The 17,055-nt window shown below is 54.2% G+C and carries 20 protein-coding genes; 7 read left to right on the forward strand and 13 right to left on the reverse strand.

Features of this window, described 5'->3' with window-relative positions; genetic code table 11:
• Nucleotides 1-92 precede the first annotated feature (92 nt).
• From IEW12_RS03420 to IEW12_RS03430, 3 genes are all read right to left on the reverse strand, one after another.
• Nucleotides 93-530 (reverse strand): hypothetical protein, encoded by a 438-nt coding sequence (locus IEW12_RS03420; RefSeq protein ID WP_188564560.1) that lies wholly within the window; start codon nucleotides 528-530, stop codon nucleotides 93-95.
• Nucleotides 531-599: 69 nt separating this feature from the next.
• Nucleotides 600-1,121, reverse strand: coding sequence for a hypothetical protein (locus IEW12_RS03425; RefSeq protein ID WP_229750896.1), 522 nt, complete (start codon nucleotides 1,119-1,121; stop codon nucleotides 600-602).
• A gap of 134 nt (nucleotides 1,122-1,255) precedes the next feature.
• On the reverse strand, nucleotides 1,256-2,416 hold the full coding sequence (locus tag IEW12_RS03430) for a tetratricopeptide repeat protein (protein WP_188564561.1): 1,161 nt from the start codon (nucleotides 2,414-2,416) through the stop codon (nucleotides 1,256-1,258).
• A gap of 259 nt (nucleotides 2,417-2,675) precedes the next feature.
• Here IEW12_RS03430 and IEW12_RS03435 point away from each other — a divergent pair, with 259 nt between their 5' ends.
• Complete coding sequence (locus tag IEW12_RS03435) at nucleotides 2,676-3,098, forward strand: PPC domain-containing DNA-binding protein (protein ID WP_188564562.1); 423 nt, start codon at nucleotides 2,676-2,678, stop codon at nucleotides 3,096-3,098.
• A gap of 80 nt (nucleotides 3,099-3,178) precedes the next feature.
• Here the strand turns inward: IEW12_RS03435 and IEW12_RS03440 are convergent, their stop codons facing one another.
• From IEW12_RS03440 to IEW12_RS03460, 5 genes are all read right to left on the reverse strand, one after another.
• Entirely contained in the window at nucleotides 3,179-4,138 is a 960-nt protein-coding gene (locus IEW12_RS03440) for a sterol desaturase family protein (protein ID WP_188564563.1), read from the reverse strand.
• A gap of 55 nt (nucleotides 4,139-4,193) precedes the next feature.
• Nucleotides 4,194-5,318 (reverse strand): DUF6765 family protein, encoded by a 1,125-nt coding sequence (locus tag IEW12_RS03445; RefSeq protein WP_188564564.1) that lies wholly within the window; start codon nucleotides 5,316-5,318, stop codon nucleotides 4,194-4,196.
• 86 nt (nucleotides 5,319-5,404) lie between these two features.
• On the reverse strand, nucleotides 5,405-6,595 hold the full coding sequence (locus IEW12_RS03450) for a T6SS phospholipase effector Tle1-like catalytic domain-containing protein (RefSeq protein WP_188564565.1): 1,191 nt from the start codon (nucleotides 6,593-6,595) through the stop codon (nucleotides 5,405-5,407).
• A gap of 138 nt (nucleotides 6,596-6,733) precedes the next feature.
• Entirely contained in the window at nucleotides 6,734-7,063 is a 330-nt protein-coding gene (locus IEW12_RS03455; RefSeq protein ID WP_188564566.1) for a hypothetical protein, read from the reverse strand.
• Between the two features lie 87 nt (nucleotides 7,064-7,150).
• Nucleotides 7,151-7,444, reverse strand: a complete 294-nt coding sequence (locus tag IEW12_RS03460) for a hypothetical protein (RefSeq protein WP_188564567.1) — start codon at nucleotides 7,442-7,444, stop codon at nucleotides 7,151-7,153.
• Nucleotides 7,445-7,738: 294 nt separating this feature from the next.
• Between IEW12_RS03460 and IEW12_RS03465 the strand changes: the two genes are divergently transcribed.
• From IEW12_RS03465 to IEW12_RS03475, 3 genes are all read left to right on the forward strand, one after another.
• Nucleotides 7,739-8,041 (forward strand): hypothetical protein, encoded by a 303-nt coding sequence (locus tag IEW12_RS03465; protein ID WP_188564568.1) that lies wholly within the window; start codon nucleotides 7,739-7,741, stop codon nucleotides 8,039-8,041.
• A 310-nt stretch (nucleotides 8,042-8,351) separates the two neighbouring features.
• Nucleotides 8,352-8,588: a DUF6139 family protein gene (locus IEW12_RS03470; protein WP_188564569.1), complete on the forward strand. Its 237-nt coding sequence runs from the start codon at nucleotides 8,352-8,354 to the stop codon at nucleotides 8,586-8,588.
• A 243-nt stretch (nucleotides 8,589-8,831) separates the two neighbouring features.
• Complete coding sequence (locus IEW12_RS03475; RefSeq protein WP_188564570.1) at nucleotides 8,832-9,263, forward strand: hypothetical protein; 432 nt, start codon at nucleotides 8,832-8,834, stop codon at nucleotides 9,261-9,263.
• A 274-nt stretch (nucleotides 9,264-9,537) separates the two neighbouring features.
• Here the strand turns inward: IEW12_RS03475 and IEW12_RS03480 are convergent, their stop codons facing one another.
• Nucleotides 9,538-10,497, reverse strand: coding sequence for a gluzincin family metallopeptidase (locus tag IEW12_RS03480; RefSeq protein WP_188564571.1), 960 nt, complete (start codon nucleotides 10,495-10,497; stop codon nucleotides 9,538-9,540).
• Nucleotides 10,498-10,690: 193 nt separating this feature from the next.
• Here IEW12_RS03480 and IEW12_RS03485 point away from each other — a divergent pair, with 193 nt between their 5' ends.
• On the forward strand, nucleotides 10,691-12,253 hold the full coding sequence (locus IEW12_RS03485; RefSeq protein WP_188564572.1) for an energy transducer TonB: 1,563 nt from the start codon (nucleotides 10,691-10,693) through the stop codon (nucleotides 12,251-12,253).
• A 228-nt stretch (nucleotides 12,254-12,481) separates the two neighbouring features.
• Here the strand turns inward: IEW12_RS03485 and IEW12_RS03490 are convergent, their stop codons facing one another.
• Entirely contained in the window at nucleotides 12,482-13,231 is a 750-nt protein-coding gene (locus tag IEW12_RS03490; RefSeq protein WP_188564573.1) for a DUF1353 domain-containing protein, read from the reverse strand.
• A gap of 407 nt (nucleotides 13,232-13,638) precedes the next feature.
• Between IEW12_RS03490 and IEW12_RS03495 the strand changes: the two genes are divergently transcribed.
• Together IEW12_RS03495 and IEW12_RS03500 are read left to right on the forward strand one after the other, a co-directional pair.
• The gene (locus IEW12_RS03495) at nucleotides 13,639-13,962 is read left to right on the forward strand and encodes a cupin domain-containing protein (protein ID WP_188564574.1); all 324 of its coding nucleotides are present in this window, start codon (nucleotides 13,639-13,641) and stop codon (nucleotides 13,960-13,962) included.
• A gap of 470 nt (nucleotides 13,963-14,432) precedes the next feature.
• Complete coding sequence (locus IEW12_RS03500; RefSeq protein WP_188564575.1) at nucleotides 14,433-14,879, forward strand: PEP-CTERM sorting domain-containing protein; 447 nt, start codon at nucleotides 14,433-14,435, stop codon at nucleotides 14,877-14,879.
• 111 nt (nucleotides 14,880-14,990) lie between these two features.
• On the opposite strand, the gene IEW12_RS03505 is transcribed toward IEW12_RS03500, so the two are convergent.
• The 3 genes from IEW12_RS03505 to IEW12_RS03515 all read right to left on the reverse strand — a co-directional run bounded on the left by IEW12_RS03505 (nucleotide 14,991) and on the right by IEW12_RS03515 (nucleotide 17,000).
• Complete coding sequence (locus tag IEW12_RS03505; protein WP_188564576.1) at nucleotides 14,991-15,626, reverse strand: LysE family translocator; 636 nt, start codon at nucleotides 15,624-15,626, stop codon at nucleotides 14,991-14,993.
• 45 nt (nucleotides 15,627-15,671) lie between these two features.
• Complete coding sequence (locus tag IEW12_RS03510) at nucleotides 15,672-16,298, reverse strand: LON peptidase substrate-binding domain-containing protein (protein ID WP_188564577.1); 627 nt, start codon at nucleotides 16,296-16,298, stop codon at nucleotides 15,672-15,674.
• A gap of 93 nt (nucleotides 16,299-16,391) precedes the next feature.
• On the reverse strand, nucleotides 16,392-17,000 hold the full coding sequence (locus IEW12_RS03515) for a glutathione S-transferase family protein (protein WP_188564578.1): 609 nt from the start codon (nucleotides 16,998-17,000) through the stop codon (nucleotides 16,392-16,394).
• Nucleotides 17,001-17,055: the final 55 nt, after the last annotated feature.

The raw sequence follows: 17,055 nt of genomic DNA on the forward strand, positions 1-17,055 counted from the left end.
AGCGGTGAATTGTGGCCATTAAATGCGCTTGTAGAAAGCAAGCGCGTTGCCGTCCTATTGACAACTTAGGCCAGACTATCGGCCTAAGTTGCTCAAGACTTGAACTTGCGCATCAATGCATCCAGCTGATTACTGGATGCCGGCGTGACATGTCCATCATCCTGCTCGGCAGCGTGATGGTCTTCAAATTCTTCCGCCAGATTTTTCCAGCCCTTGGACGCGGCAAAAGCATTGAACTCTTCCGGCGCTTCCAGCACGATCAGTTTTTCGTCCTGCAGGCCCAGGTCGCCATGCCCGAAGTCCGGCCCCACATAACCCAATGCGCGCAGCTTTGCCAGGATATGGCCAACCAGTACCTTGTCCTGGTACAGCTTACCCTGCCCCAATGCGGCAGCGAAATCGACATACACGTCAATGATGCCGTAGCCTTCGTCAAAAATCCGTATGCCCTTGATGTCATGCGTCTTGCCGGATGCGTCCGCAGCCTTGAATGGGCCACTCAGCTGGATATCGTCGTTATCAGTGCTCATGAGAACTCAATTCTTTGAAAGTAAATTCAGGCCAGCATACACCAAAGTGCAAACCAGGGCCTGTCGCCGTCAGCGCGGCTTGCTATAGCCATTTTCTATCCATGCCTCGGCACTGGAGCGGCTAAGCTTGAAGCTTGCCGCCACCTTAACCTGCGCCAGTTGCTCGCCCATGTCGTCGTAGGCACTGAGCAATGCATACGGATCATCTTCATCCGGCACAATATCCAGGTTGACCTTGATGGTGGCAGAGTCCAGGTTGATGAACAGGCTCTTGTGCAGCGTGGCATGCAATTGCTGCTCATGCCTGCGTATCACTTCAGATGCTGTCTTGACCAGCGTGCCAAAAGCATTGGCGTCCAGCGGCTTGGGATTTTTCTTGTCGCGCCCCATGGTCCAGGGGCCGACCAGTGCCGGCTCTGCCTGGCCATCCTGGTACATCGCAACAGCCCAGCCCTCGTCATCGTCATTCTTGATCACGCGCGCGGTCCAGCCCTTGTCGCACCATAGCCGTGCTTCCTGGGTTTTGATTTCTTCTTCGGGAACGGGAATATCGCCATCCAGATCCGGCGAGGGAGTTGCTTGATTGCTCATGAAGCGCTGCTTTCGTGGTAGGGCCGCTATGATAGACGATATTTGCCGGCTACACACGCTTGACTGCTGAGTGGCTTGCTACCACCCCGGAGCCGCAGGCGCATCTGGGGCGGCGCAGTGCTTTGTAAATCCTGTCAATTTTGCCTGAAGCCCTTGTACGCTTTCATTTGCTCCAGCTTGGCCGAGTACAGGTCGCGGTCCGCAATCGTAGGACCATTTTCCAGTGCAATGGTCAAATGCTTGCGGGCCTCTTTCATGTCGCCCAGGCGCAGGTCGGCAATGCCCAGCCAGAACTGGAACTCATGGTAATACGCGGCACGGCTGACCTCGCGGCTGAACATTTCCTTGGCAGTCTGGAAATTTCCTTCTCGCATTGCATTAATACCGCGGTCAAAGAAATAGAAAGGCGGATAAGGCTCTATCCTGGTCAGCCTGGCACTCAATATCTTGGCCTCGTCATCGCGGCCCAGTTGCCGCAAAAGTTTGGACTGGTTGGCCAGCGCAGCGACATTATCGGGCTCGCGTTCCAGTATCATGCTGAAAACTCTGTCGGCCTCGTTCAGGTTGCCATGGGTCTGGTAGATCACGCCCAGCGTGTTGTACGCGCCAAGGAAAGTCGGCGCCTGCCGCACGGCCTCGCGGGCCCACCAGTAGGCGTCATCGACCTTGCCGTAGGCCAGCGATTCCGCCGCCCGGTTATTCATGTACATGCCGACGATGGTGCTCTCTGCAATGGCTTTTCTTCTATAACCCAGCGCATCGTCGGGCGGCAGAAAATCGATGATCAGCGGGGGATCGCCGATGGCGCCTATGCGTGAATCCGTCGCCGAGCGGCTCAGCGCCAAATTGACATGCCCGCTCAGGAAATTGATATTCCCCTTGCGGCTCCAGGTCTCTTCCACGTACACACTCTGGAACTCGACATTGACGCCCATTTTTTTAGCAAATGCTGCCGTCATGATAACCAGAGACAAGCAGTTGCCGGTGCGTGAAGCAAATGCCTCAGATGCATTACGGGTCATTGCTGATTCATACTCCAGCCTAAGCTGCTGCTTGTTATACAGGGCATCGACCAGGGCGCTGGTCGCTCCCTTGGTGCGTATCAGGCGGGCGATGTCGTTATCTGCGTAATGGACCATCTCCTCGCTGAGGGCGAATACATCGGCAGCATTGATGCGAACGGAAGCAGGTTTGAACAGATTGTCATTGAGTACGGTATCGGCGCGCGGCACCGTGGCAAGGCTGGCGCAGGCACTCAGCAATGCGCACAAACACAGGATGGCCCAGGGTTTCATTTGCTGTCTCCTTTTCCGGCTTGTACAGAATCTTGCCGGCTCAGACGGATGAGCTTACACACTGATCTCCGTCAATTAATTATAGAACCCATTTTCGGCAATAGTAGCATCGCAATCCAGAAATGATATGAATCAATATCGCGCATTTTCATATTGCGATGCGTCAAATCCTCATTCCAGATTGCAAGTCTTGCACCCCAGATAAACATTGCCGCTAAAACCAGATAGACTTAAGCAATTGAAATCATCTTCATCTCTTATGACTCCACTCCCTCTCAGGCTACACCCTGACCAGGATCTACGCTTGGCACTGCAGGAGGTGCTGGCACACCATGACGTCACGGCGGCGTATGTATTACAGGGCATAGGCAGCCTCAAGCTTGCGCAACTGCGATTCGCCGGAGCACCGGCTGCCACGGAACTGCGTGGCGACCTGGAAATCCTCAGCCTGGCCGGCTCCCTTTCCGTTGATGGCGCACACCTGCATATGGCCATCGCCGACGCCCAGGGCCGTGTAAGCGGCGGCCATGTCGCTGCGGGCTGCATCGTGCGCACCACGGCGGAATTGCTGCTGGTGCTGTTGCCTGAATACCAGTTCACGCGTGAACAGGATATGGTGAGCACTTTTGCCGAACTCAGCATACGCAATAGCATAGGAGTTACCGGAGCCACAGGCAAATAGACAAGGCAAGGGATGGAAAGTTCCGGCGGCGGCAATGCGGTGTGCTGCCTTCGTGGAGCCGGAATTATGTGCCGATCAACTTATTCAGCGACTGCGCCGCCGGCAGGCATGGCCGCACGATCAGGGGCTTGATGAGCGGCTAGGTGATCGGCTTGGTGGGCTTGCGACTGATGCTGTTTGCGCAAGTCTTCCGTGGTCTCCCCTTTGCCATCCGGGCTCCAGCCTGGCGGCATCAGAAGAAAACCGAAAAAGGCGCGCAGGCTGCGTGCTGTGAGCAAGTCGCGCAGCAAGGATAGCCACTGGCCACCCTCTATGCGCAGCAGGTTATAACCGGTGACCGGATGCACCAGCCCATATTTGCACGGCAACTCAGCACGCTCTTCCCTGTAGGTACCGAACAGGCGATCGAATACAATCAGCACGCCGCCATAATTGGCGTCCAGGTATTCCAGATTGGAGGCATGATGCACACGGTGCGCCGATGGCGTGTTGAAGACGTACTCCAGCCAGCCGAGCTTGGGAATCCAGGTCGCATGTATCCAGAACTGGTAAAGCAAATTCAGTGTCAGCGTTGCCGCTACCACCCCCGGCGTGAATCCCAGCCACATCAGGGGCAGGAAAAACAGCGCCGTGCCGCTCAGCTTGCCGAAGATGCCTATGCGGTAGGCCGCCGCCAGATTCAGCTCGTTCGGAGAGTGGTGCACTGAATGATTACCCCAGAACCAGCGCACGCGATGAGCGGCCCGGTGGTACCAGTAATAACAGAACTCTTGCCCGATAAATAACAGAAAAAATGCCTGCCATCCCTGCAGCGGCACCGTCATCAGACGATGCTCCCACACATAGTTGACGGCTGGCGTTGCGATGGACAAGGGCAGGAAAATGGCAATCGCGGTACGCAGGAACAAGTCGCACAGCGAGATGCCCAGCGCCTTCCAGTCATAATCCTGGCGAGCCGACAAGACCATGGCTTCCAGCAGCGAAGAAGCCACAACGACCGGCAAGGCGACAAACAACAGGAATTTTTCTATGGGGCCCATGTCTCTGTATGGTTTTAATGGATGTTCGTTGGCGATCCGGAATGTCCCGATGGTCTCAGCTACTTAAGATACCATATTCAGGCAGCAACTCATGCAATACATAAAACCGGTGCGCCTGCAGACCGTCATGAAACAGCTTCCAGTGACTTTTATGAAACTGTGGCGGCAATGGCAATTTGGCATCCTCATTGTCATTGATGTCTTCTTCGGTGCCCAGCGCCATCTCTTTCCATGAACCTATACCGGACTCCAGATAGTCTACCGGCTCATGGAAGCCAAAGCTGCCGTCTTTGGCCATGTCCAGCCAGCGCACATGGCGCGCATCGGGATCTTCATCCCTGATGTCGTTCAAGTGTTTTACCAAGGTCGGCCATTCCGGTGGCAAAGGATATTTTTTATCCAGGTCGGTGGAAGGATTTTCTGCATACGCACGGTAGCGGCAAAACCACTGGAACAGTTCTGCAGCGGCATCAGCAAAGTCTTTGGGATTATCGCGGACGATGGTTTCGCCGCGCGCATTTTGATAACTCCACTTCAGATAGGGCCGGTCCGGATAGCTGAGCACGGAACCATGGCCCAGCGGCAGCACCGCACCCACCAGACCCTGCACCGTCGCATCCCAGTTCATGCCAAACAGGGCCAGCGCTTTTTCACCAAATGTCTGCTCATGGTGCGCATCATTCTCTGCCTGCAGTTTGCGCGCGATATTGAGTTCGCTCTCGAAACCGGCAAAGCCCTGGTGTGCCCAGGTATCGACAAAAACGTGCGCCGCAATCCCCAGTCGGTATAAGCCATAACGGCGTGCCTGGCGCTCTATCACTGAGCGCATCAGCTCTTTGGCCGGCGCGCTATTGGGACGGCACACGCAGCGCTGAGCAAATGCTTCGGTATCCAGCGACGGCGGCGATTCCGGCTTGGGTTCATTGCTATTGCCGGGCAAGAAATGAAAAGGCAGCCACACCCTATGGTTGGACAGCATTTGCATATTATTGTAATCGAGCATCTTGTGCGCCGAGGCAATGCGTTCATACAACATGCCATTGTCAAACCATATTTCGCCGTTGTTGGTGGCATCGTCCACATATTGAGCACTATGGGCAATGATATCGGCCTCTTCGAATCCGAATCCGGCCAGGCGGGCGACGATATAGGTTACTCCGTGATGGAAGTCGATTTGCATGCTCTGCCCTGATGAGGTGAAGTAAAGCCAGCTACCGTAAGCTATAAGCTACGCCGGTGACAAGGAATGGCTCTCAATGTATAGGATTACTCCAGAATGTGGAAGTCGCCCGGCGGCTTGTTGCGAAAACCCTGCATGGACAAAGGGCGATAAGCGTTCTCCGTGCTCCAGCGGGCAAGCACACTGGCATGGATGAAATCCCCAGTATCGACCTTCCTCGCTGATTGCTCCAGCACACTGAACGGTGGTTTGGTCCAGGGCGTGTGAACCGGCACACCCAGTACTGACGGGGCAGTCGGATGCAGGGGATTCACGAACAGGACGCCGACGGATTTCAATTGTTTGATCATCCAGTCCAGGGCCAGGTCGGACAATTGCGACTGATCCGCTGCGTAGCCGCCGCCCACGTCCGCGTGGGCGCCGACAAACCAGCACTGCACGACGCCATTACGCTTGGCCCACTGTGTGACGGGAAAATCGATGCGCAACTCATCGATCGCCATCGCGTGGAAACCATTCTCTACCAATGGGCTCAATTGGTCGTCGACAAAACGGAACAGATCGTAGCGCTGCCCCTGCATATAGGCCGGCACACCCATCGCTCCAACGGTATCCCAGACCGCAACGGTCTTGATAGGCACATTAGGGATCAGGCTGGCCGCGCTCAACCCGGTGGCAACAAATTCCTGGATGAAATTGACAAAGGTATTGGAAATATTCGACAGGATATTCAGCGGCGAAATGGAAACCGATTTGGATTTGGCCCAGGCAGCAATACCCAGCCGGTAAGCAGCCTCTTTATCATTGATATCGTAGGTGGCGGGATTGAGCAGCCCTACCCTGGCTATCATGCCTGCCAAGGCCCGTGCCGTGTATGCGCCGCGGCTGAAACCGATGATATGAATGGAATCTCCCGGCTTGTAATGGCGGGAGATGAAGGTATAGCCGCGCACGATACGCGCAATGATGCCCATGCCGAAAGCGCCGCCCAGTATCTTATATAAAATATTGGAGGAGTCACCGACACCATGCAGGTATTTGGCCACCTGCAATACTTCGCCAGCAGCAGAGCTATACGATATCTCCTGTTCGTCCGCCAGGCCTATGGTTGCGGGAATGGAATATCCCATCAGATTGCCAAATACCTTGACCACATTCGTCACCGGCGGCGCTGTGAATTCGCCCCTGTCGTCATTGCCATCTATGGGCTCCGGACCGCCGGCAACAGCAGGCCCGTTCCAGGTGCCATCGGCACAAACGATGATATTTTTTGGCATGGCTTCCTCCGTTGTCCGCCCAGCATAGGCAGATGCCGGCTGATGCTACAACTTCATTGCCAATTTTTCAATGTCAATCTGTCATATATTTGCAGAATGCGTGTAGCTGCTGAATACCTCCAGCTACAGAGCAAACAGCTAGAGCGAAGCTGCCTGTGCTTCAGCAGGATCGACAAGAGTAGCCAAGCCGAGATTTTGGCGGGCAGTATTGAATAAACCCAGATAGTGGTCGCGCGATCCTATATCCAGCAGACCCGCTTCCAGTGCATGCAGATGCAGAAACTTTTCAGCAGGAACGACAAGCGCATCCTCGCCGGCTTGCCCAGGCCAGTGCAGCTTTACGGCCGTGACTTGTTCTCCATCGATATCCATCCCGCCGGGACAAACACTGACTTGCATGCCTGTACGCAGATGGACGGCGGTCTGTCCTTGCAGGTGAAATTGCGGCAGGCTTCCCAGAAATTCCATATGCGACTGCATAATCCATCCTTCAGGTTTATCTCAAAGCGAGGGCCGGCTTACAAATTTACAAATCGCACCCATTCATCAGAAAAATCAAGGTAGCGCTTTCGCATCTTCCAGATGCAATCGTGCACGGTCCGTCAGCAAATCGAAGTTCCACACATGGTTCTGCGGCTCTCCACCGACCTCCACGCTGGCGATGAAGCCATTGTCTCCATGGCGCTGGCCGCTGCCTCCGGCCATCGCATGCGGTTCTCCATCCACGTGAAAGTCGAGCGCCACGGATTCTCCATCCATAGCCTGATTGGACAATAGGGCCGCCACGGTGCGCGGCGTAAAAGCAATCACATATTGCAGTGTTTCATATTTGGGTGGATTCAATGGCATGCTCATCTCCTTGTTCACTGAAACACCAGATTAATCCACTAGAAAAAACATGACGGTACGCCAGCGCTCATAGGCAGGAAATCACCATACTGCGCTGATGCAGGAAGGCCTTTGCCATGGGCAGGGTCGCATTTAGCGCCCTTTTTTGTGCGCTGGCGCACGGAGCCGGTTTGCATAGCTGCTTATTGTGGAAACACTAATTCACTGTCGCACGTTTCCCGAATTCCAGTGATTGCAGGACGAATTAGTGCAGCGGAAACATTCGGGCAACATCCACCTTTGAGGAGTCATACGATGAAAAAATTAATACCCGTGATACTGACAGGTCTGTTCGCGATGTCGATGAACGTGCATGCGATTGCAGACGATGCGAAACAAGATGCCAAGGCAGTAAAGGAAAGGGCTGAGGGCGATTACAAAGCAGCCAAGGCAAAAATAAAAGGTGAACACGAAGCATCTGAAGCCGAGTGCAAAAAACTCGACGGCGACGCTAAAAAAGCCTGCAACAAAGACGCTGATGCCAAGGAAAAAATGGCTAAGGCCGATGCAGAAGCCGCCTACAAGAAGTCCAAGGCTGAAGCCAGCGCCATGAAATAAGCTTTACCAGCCAATGCCTGCGCCTCCCCATGGAGCGCGGGCATGCCGGCACCGGCGGGATATCTGCACAATCGAAAAATCCCGCAATGGACATCGCGCGCAACTAGCCTTGTGCTTCCCCGCGCATCAAGGTCCAGATTTCAATCAATGAAATCAATGACTTAATCTGCTCATCAAGCAGAAAGTCGCTTCCAAATCGCCTATGCTGTAATTCAGCGCCAAGCTGAAGCCCGAGCCTGCATGCGCCGTATCTTCATTGCAGTCTTTTATCCTGGCAATTTAGTCAGGCGGTTTATTCAAGGGAGCCACCATGATTGTTGATTTATACCGTCGCGCCGAAAGCGGCAATAAATATTCCTATCTAGCAGTCCCTACAGGCAAGCTTTTGCCCGAGGAAGTCACCGGTACTGATTGGCAAGTACATTCCCGCCAATGGGACCTGGAGCAAGAGCCCGGCATTCCCAGCTTGCTGACCGCTGACGTGGTCAAACAAATCGATGAGAAACGCTATGCCATCACTCATCTGAACGATCAAATCCGCTCCTGATCTCAGCAGTCTGAACAAACGCCCGCTACGGCGGGCTCCCTGGATCCGCCCCCTTACTCCGAAGCACTGAATCTGCAAGGATTCATGGTTTTCGCATATCCCTATGAATGCTACAGCCTATTCCATTGCCTGATAATTCACACACTTAGCACAGTGACATTGATATCCAGATCATTTCTTACAAGACTGGATTGCCCATCAAGGGCGCTCATTAAATGAAGAAACCACTCAGGGAGAATAAAAATGAAGAGCACGATGCTGCTGTTGGCTGCCATGTTTGCGTTTTGCAATATTGCCCATGCTGATGACGTTAAATACTATAAAGACGGCCCCGTCAGTGAAGTCACCTATGTCAAAACCAAGCTAGGGCATTTTGATGACTACGTAAAATTTCTTGATCTGAAGTATAAAAAAGAAATGGAAGCCTATAAAAAAGCGGGCCTGATACTGAGCTATAACGTTTTTGGCGCCAGCCCGCGCAAGCCATCAGATCCAGACCTGATCCTGGTGGTGACCTATCCGAATATGGCGACCCTGGATAAATCGGAGCAATTTGAAAGCATTAGCAAACAAGTCAGCGGCAGCACGGGCCAGCAAAACAAGGAAACCATAGACCGCAACGAATGGCGCGACATACTCGGCAGCGAACTCGTCCGCGAGCTGATCTTGAAATAGGCTGCTGCGGCCTCTCACTTACCCACATCCTATGTTAACAATCCTGTGGATAAGTGGCGAAATGGCTTGCTACACCCCTGATTCATAAGGCTTTATTTCTCTTGCTCAAAAACAAGGCAAAAAAAAAAGACCCGCCAGCTTGCGCTGCGGGTCGAATCCAATTCCTTAGGAAAACTGGTGAGACAGGCGCTAGTATAAGGCCGGAATATTTCTCCATCATGACACGCTCAATGTCGTTCATAACGAAGAAGCAGAACCGCTAGTGCCGGAGATATCAACGAGCCCTCGTGATTGCCTGCCGTATCCCAGCCATGGCTGCCCTGTCGTTGAATACGATCTTGCCATCGACCATCGCCACTCCAAGCCTGGCCCATAGCACGGGCAAATCCGGCGTTACCGGCTTGTTGGCCATCTCCGCGTAGAGATCACTCAGTACCTGCATTCCGGTCGCCGCATCGCCCGCCTTCAAGGCCCGCAAAATGGGCCACTCGTGCGCCATGCCGCCGCTATCGCGATTGATACCGCGCAAAGCATCTTGCAAGCCAAAGCGATTATTGGTTTGCTCACGCAAGCGCAATTCTGCCATCAGGCAAAACAGGGCGCCGCCCCAATACGTGCGCCCCCAGGTATGGGTATTGTCCAGGCCCTGGTCGCCATCGGCCGGCAAACCCTGATGCAGGTCGCGCATCAGGTCACCCCATACTTTTTCCGGCGGCAGCAGGCCGGCCTGCGCCCGCGCAAGCGGTTCAACATATGTCGCTATCCCCTCTTCCAGCCAGTGATGCCTGCGCGGCATCAAAGGAAAAGCAAGGTGCACCATTTCGTGCACCATGACCCAGTCCCGCTCCAGCGTGGCCGCATCGGCATCCCGGCCTATGCCTACCCGGATCACGGGCATGCCGTCGCCATAAGTAACGCCTTGATTGATTTTTCCGCCGGCTACCGGCACCAGCAGCAAGCCCAGCTCGGGTACCGGAAAGGCGCCATAATACTTCGCTACTGTCTGCGCATCGGTACGCACCCAATCCAGTATCTGCTCTTTGGACAATACTGTCTTGCCTTCGGCAAAAACCACCCGGATAGTCGCGCCCTGCACTTTCAGTATCGTGGGATTACCGTCACGAATCGCTTCCCGCAGGCGGCTTTCAGTATCCTGTGCTGCCGCTTGCAGCGGCATTACCGCCATCAGCAGGGCTGACAGGAAGAGGCTTAAAACGCAGAGGCTGGTTTTCATGAGGGAACCCGGCAATGACAAAGCAGATATGCAGGCCAGCATACACGCTCTGCAGCTTGCCCGCAGGGCGCGGTACCGGATGTATTCCGGCACGGAATCAGGATTTTTGTTATTGTCTGTTTCAGTGAATTGCAGACTCTTTGCATCAATGTTTTTTCCTCCAGCCGAATCGATACCAGAACCGATGAAATCAATGAAACAGACACAGTTCTTTATTTGCCTTATCCCCTTGCTATTTGCTGGCGCACCGGTATTTGCTGCTGACTCCATGTCCTACATAGGCGATGTGGCATGCCGTGTAGCCAATCCCCATCCGCAGCCGCAGGAAAGCATTACCTGGAGCGGCTCCTGCAAGGATGGCTTTGCTGATGGAAGCGGCGTACTGCAATGGCTTGAACAAGGCAAGCCGGTTTCCCGCTACGAGGGCACGCTGGTGCGAGGCTTGTCCGATGGCACGGGCATCTATGTTTTTAATGACGGCAGCGGTTATGCGGGTGAATTCAAGGATGGCGTCTATCATGGCAAAGGCACGCTGACCAGGACGGACGGCAGCAAACTGATCGCCACCTTTGACCACGGCGAACCTGTCGGCGAGGTTGAATCCACCGGCGCCAACGGCGCCGGCTATCGCGGCGGGTGGAAAAATAATCTGCCTGAGGGCAAAGGCATCATCAGGTACACCAATGGCATGCTGTACGAAGGAGAGTTCTCAGGCGGCGAGCGTAGTGGCAGCGGTAAAGCCATCTTCCCGAATGGCAATCGCTATGAAGGCGGCTGGAAACAGGGGCAGCCCGACGGCACCGGCACCATGGTGTACACCAACGGCACCATTTATGAAGGTTCGTTCAAACTGGGCAAATTCGAGGGCCAGGGCCACCTGCAATATGCGGACGGCACGCTGTATGAAGGCGATTTCAAAAATGGCGCGCGTGACGGCGAAGGTATCGCTCTGTATGCCAACGGCAACCGCTACCAGGGAGAATGGACGCACAACCAGTATGAGGGCATGGGAAAATTCAGCTACGCCAGCGGTGCCCTGTACCAGGGTTTGCTGAAAGAAGGAAAATTCGAAGGCAAAGGCCGCATGAAATATTCGGACGGCACGCTGTATGTGGGCGAATTCAAGGCCGGCGACCGCGATGGCACCGGCAAGGCGGACTATCCCGATGGCAGCAGCTATGAAGGCAACTGGAAACTGGGCAAATACGATGGACCGGGCGTGCTGCTGCATGCGCCCAGCGGCAACCGCTATGAAGGAACTTTCCAGGACGGCGTGCTGGTGGCAGCAGCCAATAATCTGTATGACTTGCCCAAACTGCCTGCGATCCCTGAAGACGCCAAGGACAGCACATCGCCGATCAGGCGAGACATCATCGCCGACGCCATCACCGCCTATGACAAGCCTTATCAGGAACTCAGTCCGGAACAGGTCCGCAATATAAGGTCGCAATACCTGCAACTGAAAGCAGATCAGGAACCGCCCTATCCCCTGCAAGGAACCCGCTCCATCTATAAATCCATTGCAGATGCGCAGCAGCAAATGGCGGTGACAGGCGAGCTGCTGATGGACGTTGTCATCGACACCGAAGGCAAGGCGGAATCGGTCAAAGTACTGCAATCGCCTAGCCAGGAAATGAGTAAATTCGCTTCCGCCGTGCTGATGCTGCAGCAATACAAGCCCGCCATTTGCGGCGGCAAGGCATGCGAAATGGAATTCCCGCTACGCATGAAGCTGGATGCCGTCAGCAATAAATAACAGCGAATAGCCCGGCGTCTAGTGGGTATGGGCATTTAGAGGCTGTTGCGAAATTAGCCTGGCTAGGCGCCGCTGACGAAGACAGTGCTTTAGCCCCTTTGTCCCTATAGGGAAAGAGTATTGCCTGGTAAGGCAATACCGTTACGTAGGCGAGCAGCATGCTGCTCGAAGCCCCTACTGCACCGGCTAGGGGGAGCAACAACGCCAGGGTAATTTTTCAACAGCCTCTTATTTTCCGGCCTGAAAATTTCTGATCTCTTCCAGCGTCATCGGCCCCAGGCTGGAAGTCTCACGCTTTTCCAGGGCCAGCCGCAACAACACAAAATCCACCTCGCTGATGGTACGCCTGGCGGCGGCTGCCGTCACCAGCACGCTCACCTTGGCAGGCTGATGTGCCGCCAGTTCTGCGGCATTCTGCTTGGCGGGGATAAGGGTCAACTTGGCATCTTTGCTGGCAGGCAGTTGCTGCAACAGCCTGTTGGCCTCAATCTGCGCACGCGAGGCTGGAATGTTTTTCAGTTCCAGCCGTGTATCCCAGCGCTGTCCCAGATGATAAACCACGGCATACAGAAGCCGCGCAACCGGCTTGTCCACGCCCGAGGCCAGCAATGCATGGTAGAAGGCGGCATCTGCCGCTTCCCAGTCTCCCTCTTTATCATGGCATGCCACATCGTGGATGACGGATGCCTCGCGATACTTATCATCAAAGGGTTCGCGCATCAACGTCCAGGCAAGACCGGGAAGGCAACTACCGTCAACAATATTGCCGCGGCCAACGCTCCAGGTGAGGCCGGACGGATCGATAAAATCAAATGGGGCCAGCACCAGCATATGTGTTTCATCTGGCAGCCACTCCACCTGCAAGCTGCCCTCGAACCTGCCATTATTAACCGCGGGTGCCTGCACCTGAGGGAGGGGAAGCAAGGGGCCTGGCAAGGTCTGAGCCGGCACATAGGCTGGCAGACAGCAGAGCGCCATGCCCATCCATATCCTGCACTGCGTCCAGCACCTCATATTTCCCCCTGTTCTTCAGAACCAGGCATAGGTAGTCACATCGGGCTGCGTCTGCAGACTTGCCGCCCATGTATATTTTTGCAATCCGTATTTTACAATCCGCCTCCAGTTCGATGCACATAAAAAAAAGCCCGCAACCTTGCGGCGCGGGCTAATCCAAACCTTAGGGGTTGGAGGGAGAGAGTCTTCACTATACTCATCTGCAAATCATCTACCTATCAAAGTTACAATTATTTACTTATTTGATAATTGCCCTAATTCAATAAATAGCGCGGTAAGAAAGAGCATCGCCGGGAGCAAGCCTGCGAGCCCCAAATAAAGCAGATACAATTCCCGCCCAGCCAGAGATATCGCTACAGGAAATCCTAACCATGCATGACTCCACCTCACCGCAACTGAAGACCGTCGATCTGGTCACGCTAGGCCAGCAGCAACCGGTAGATACGGATTATCTGCTGACACGTATCAACTCCGGTTCTGTACTGTTGCTGAACCAGCGGCCGCAGCACTACCCTCAGGAACTGCACAAAGTGGAAGAACGCATTATCGTGCTGCAAGGCCAGGTAGGCATTGTTGCCGGTAATGACCGAGTGGATGCGGCATGTGGGCAGATGATACTGGTGCCCGCGGGCCTCAGCCACGCTTATGCGGAAGATTCGGATGGTGTCGTTGCCGTTATTTTCGGGCAGGAATAAGCCTCGGGATGGGTCATGCCAGCCTATATTGCAGCAGCACAAAAATTGCCCGCTTTTTTAATCGTGTTTTACTACATTCCCTCAGCCCAACGACAAATTTGCATCGTTTTTCAATTGTTGCAAAGCAAAATAATGAAAGCGATTTGACAACATCTGATTCGTAGTCTATATTATCTTTTAGATAATACTTTATTTCTCGTTAAATCAGTCATGCCTGGACTGATCTCTTCATAAGAATTTTTCTGATCAGTATCCACCTGCAGAAATAAGGTCGTGTGATAGTGGCTTTGCCCTCCCCTTGCGGACGAGGCACTGCGAACTATCCATTTCAGGACGAAATGTCAGCGGACGCGATGGCTCATATTCAGAGCATCTCAGTGTATCCGCGTCTTTCGGCGACAACTTATTGAGCAGGATCGCGCGGTGAGCCTCCGTCCGCGCAGGATTGCCGCAACAGAAGAAGGATTTGTATGAAAGTGCTTCAATTAATGAGGGACGTGCTGCTGGGCCTGATCGCCTTGCTGGTGATGATGGCCTTGATGACCAGGCCAGCCAGCGCAACTGCAGAATACCGCCCTCTTACATCGGCCACGGCCCTGTCAAGCCGTGTGCCAACATCCACTACAGACAAACTGATGCGAGCCTCGGCCACCAAGGAACTGACGGCTGCCGATGGCGATAATTATTTGACTCAGCTCACCGCCGACCATCATGCAGCCGGCAATCACCGCGCAACTGTGCAGGCAGTCCAGCATGTGAGCGGCGGTTGCAACTCTCTGACCAGCCCCATGCATTGCGACAGCATACAGACAAGCACGCCCTCGGGATCGGAAACCGGCTTCCTGCCGGAACCCTCGCCGTGGTTCATGCTGATACTTGGCTTGTTAGGAATAGTCTTGCTGAGGCGTGAGCCCTAAGCCCGAATGGGACGATAAGATCCGACGACAAGACCAGGCCCCGACGGGGCTTTTTTATTACCTGCGCCGGCCACAACATTGCGCGTGGCCATTACGACGCAGGACCAGGGTCTAGTTAGCGTTACTCCGGAGCCGGAACACGCCCAGCCCCAGGAACACAAAAGCACCGCCTGAAATGCGGTTGAACCAGGTGGCGCGGCGGCTATTGGAGAACCATCCCTTCATGCGGCGCGCCAGCAAAACGTAAAAACAATGCGCCGTGATCGCACATAAGGCGAAGGTCAAGGTCAGCACAAAAAACTGCTCGGGCACCGACACCTCGGGCTTGATAAACTGTGGGAACAACGCGGTAAAAAACAGGATGCTTTTGGGGTTGGTCACCGCCACCAGCAAACCCTGCCGGAAAAATTTGGACGGAGTTTGCTCAAGCAGCATCACGCTGGATTGCTGTTCAAAGATATTCACCTTGCTGCGCCACTGGCGCACGCCTAGGTAGATCAGGTAGCCGGCGCCCGCCAGCTTGAAGGCACCAAACAGCATCGCGGAAGTATTCAATACCACACCCAAACCAGCCATCGCGGCGCTGGATACCAGGAAGATGCCGGTGGCATTGCCAACCGAACTCAACAGCGCCCTACGTGCGCCAAAGGCGACAGAATTGGAAATCGCCAGCAAGATGGCCGGACCGGGGCTGAAAGTCGTTACCAGCGATGCAGCAAGAAATACCAGCCAGATAGATAAACTCATTTTGCTACTTCCTCTACACTTATTTAAACAGGTTTAACGCAAATTCTAAACAGATTCGCTCAATCCAAGCTGATCCAGCAAATCCTGAATCAGCTCCAGCCGCAGCAAGGGATTGTCCAGCGCCAGCAGGTGCTGCTTTTCAGTCAGCGAGATCGGCAGAAGCTCGCACCAGCGGTTGGCTACCCAGCCGCAATCACTCAGCCGGTAAGGCGAGCGCATGGGCAGCTCGCCACCCTCGCCCACTTTTTTTTGCAAGGCCGAGATCAGGCTTTGCAGCATGTCGGATGCGATTTGTAATTCCTGCGGGATCGGAATGTTATGGTCATTTTCCATCGCCTCAACATCTGCCATCCACAAGCCATGCTTCAGTTGTTCGCTGGACAGGATTTTGAAACGGGTGCCGCCTATGCAGCTAATGCGTATCAGCCCGGGCTGCGGCTTGCCCCACTCATCAATTTTGGCAATCGTACCAACCGGCGCCAGCACTTCCTTGTTGTCCATCTTGCGCACTTCGCTGCCTTCGGCTAGCGAGACTATGCCGAATTCACTCTGATTGGAAATGCACTTTCCTATCATGTCCAGATAGCGCACTTCAAACACTTGCAGAGGAAGGAATCCGTCTGGGAACAGTACGGTTTTGAGGGGGAAAAGCGGAATGGTTCTGGCACTCATGCCGTCATATTGACATGAAGCGACATTTTTTGCAGCGCTGTTGAAAAAATGGAGCCGTAATATATTTACGACTCCTTTTCCAGGTTTTCTGAATCAGGCGCCGCTGGCGGCAATTGCCCTTTGATAAGCCGGCCTAGCTTCTATCGTATCGACAAAACGCGCCAGGTTGGGAAATGCGTCCCGCCCGCCACGCACGGCAACCTGGGCAACAAAGGAAAGCTGCACATCGGCACCGGTCAAATCATTACCGACAAAATAATCGCGCTGTTCAAGTTCACGATCGAGAAAGCCAAGGTGGTTTTGCAGTTCACTTTCTATGCGCGGGTGCAGAGGCACGCCGGCTTCGCCCAGGCGGCCGACATACAGCTTCAGCATGAGCGGCAGCATCGCAGAACCTTCCGCATAATGCAGGAATTGAAGGTAGCGGTTGTAGTCGGCCGTATCAATGGCGGGAGCAAAGCGGCCTTTGCCATAGCGCCGCACCAGGTATTCAATGATGGCGCCGGATTCGAAAAATACCTGCCCTTCATCGCGCAACACCGGCGCCTTGCCCAGAGGATGGATCGCTTGCAGTTCAGGCGGAGCTAGGCGGGTCTTGGGGTCGCGCTGATAGCTGATCACCTGATAAGCCTCTCCCAGCTCCTCCAGCAGCCAGGTAATGCGGCGGGAGCGTGATTCATTCAGGTGATGTATCTCTATCATGTTGGGCCTTATTAATATTGTTGATATTGCTTCAGTTTAGCATGGAGGGTCGCAT

It is taken from the genome of Parundibacterium terreum, from assembly GCF_014636315.1.
In the GTDB taxonomy this organism is placed as follows: domain Bacteria; phylum Pseudomonadota; class Gammaproteobacteria; order Burkholderiales; family Burkholderiaceae_D; genus Undibacterium; species Undibacterium terreum.

Coding starts and splice junctions, on each gene's coding strand:
- IEW12_RS03420 (WP_188564560.1), bottom strand. CDS start 530: ATGAGCACTGATAACGACGATATCCAGCTGAGTGGCCCATTCAAGGCT.
- IEW12_RS03425 (WP_229750896.1), bottom strand. CDS start 1,121: ATGAGCAATCAAGCAACTCCCTCGCCGGATCTGGATGGCGATATTCCC.
- IEW12_RS03430 (WP_188564561.1), bottom strand. CDS start 2,416: ATGAAACCCTGGGCCATCCTGTGTTTGTGCGCATTGCTGAGTGCCTGC.
- IEW12_RS03435 (WP_188564562.1), top strand. CDS start 2,676: ATGACTCCACTCCCTCTCAGGCTACACCCTGACCAGGATCTACGCTTG.
- IEW12_RS03440 (WP_188564563.1), bottom strand. CDS start 4,138: ATGGGCCCCATAGAAAAATTCCTGTTGTTTGTCGCCTTGCCGGTCGTT.
- IEW12_RS03445 (WP_188564564.1), bottom strand. CDS start 5,318: ATGCAAATCGACTTCCATCACGGAGTAACCTATATCGTCGCCCGCCTG.
- IEW12_RS03450 (WP_188564565.1), bottom strand. CDS start 6,595: ATGCCAAAAAATATCATCGTTTGTGCCGATGGCACCTGGAACGGGCCT.
- IEW12_RS03455 (WP_188564566.1), bottom strand. CDS start 7,063: ATGGAATTTCTGGGAAGCCTGCCGCAATTTCACCTGCAAGGACAGACC.
- IEW12_RS03460 (WP_188564567.1), bottom strand. CDS start 7,444: ATGCCATTGAATCCACCCAAATATGAAACACTGCAATATGTGATTGCT.
- IEW12_RS03465 (WP_188564568.1), top strand. CDS start 7,739: ATGAAAAAATTAATACCCGTGATACTGACAGGTCTGTTCGCGATGTCG.
- IEW12_RS03470 (WP_188564569.1), top strand. CDS start 8,352: ATGATTGTTGATTTATACCGTCGCGCCGAAAGCGGCAATAAATATTCC.
- IEW12_RS03475 (WP_188564570.1), top strand. CDS start 8,832: ATGAAGAGCACGATGCTGCTGTTGGCTGCCATGTTTGCGTTTTGCAAT.
- IEW12_RS03480 (WP_188564571.1), bottom strand. CDS start 10,497: ATGAAAACCAGCCTCTGCGTTTTAAGCCTCTTCCTGTCAGCCCTGCTG.
- IEW12_RS03485 (WP_188564572.1), top strand. CDS start 10,691: ATGAAACAGACACAGTTCTTTATTTGCCTTATCCCCTTGCTATTTGCT.
- IEW12_RS03490 (WP_188564573.1), bottom strand. CDS start 13,231: ATGGCGCTCTGCTGTCTGCCAGCCTATGTGCCGGCTCAGACCTTGCCA.
- IEW12_RS03495 (WP_188564574.1), top strand. CDS start 13,639: ATGCATGACTCCACCTCACCGCAACTGAAGACCGTCGATCTGGTCACG.
- IEW12_RS03500 (WP_188564575.1), top strand. CDS start 14,433: ATGAAAGTGCTTCAATTAATGAGGGACGTGCTGCTGGGCCTGATCGCC.
- IEW12_RS03505 (WP_188564576.1), bottom strand. CDS start 15,626: ATGAGTTTATCTATCTGGCTGGTATTTCTTGCTGCATCGCTGGTAACG.
- IEW12_RS03510 (WP_188564577.1), bottom strand. CDS start 16,298: ATGAGTGCCAGAACCATTCCGCTTTTCCCCCTCAAAACCGTACTGTTC.
- IEW12_RS03515 (WP_188564578.1), bottom strand. CDS start 17,000: ATGATAGAGATACATCACCTGAATGAATCACGCTCCCGCCGCATTACC.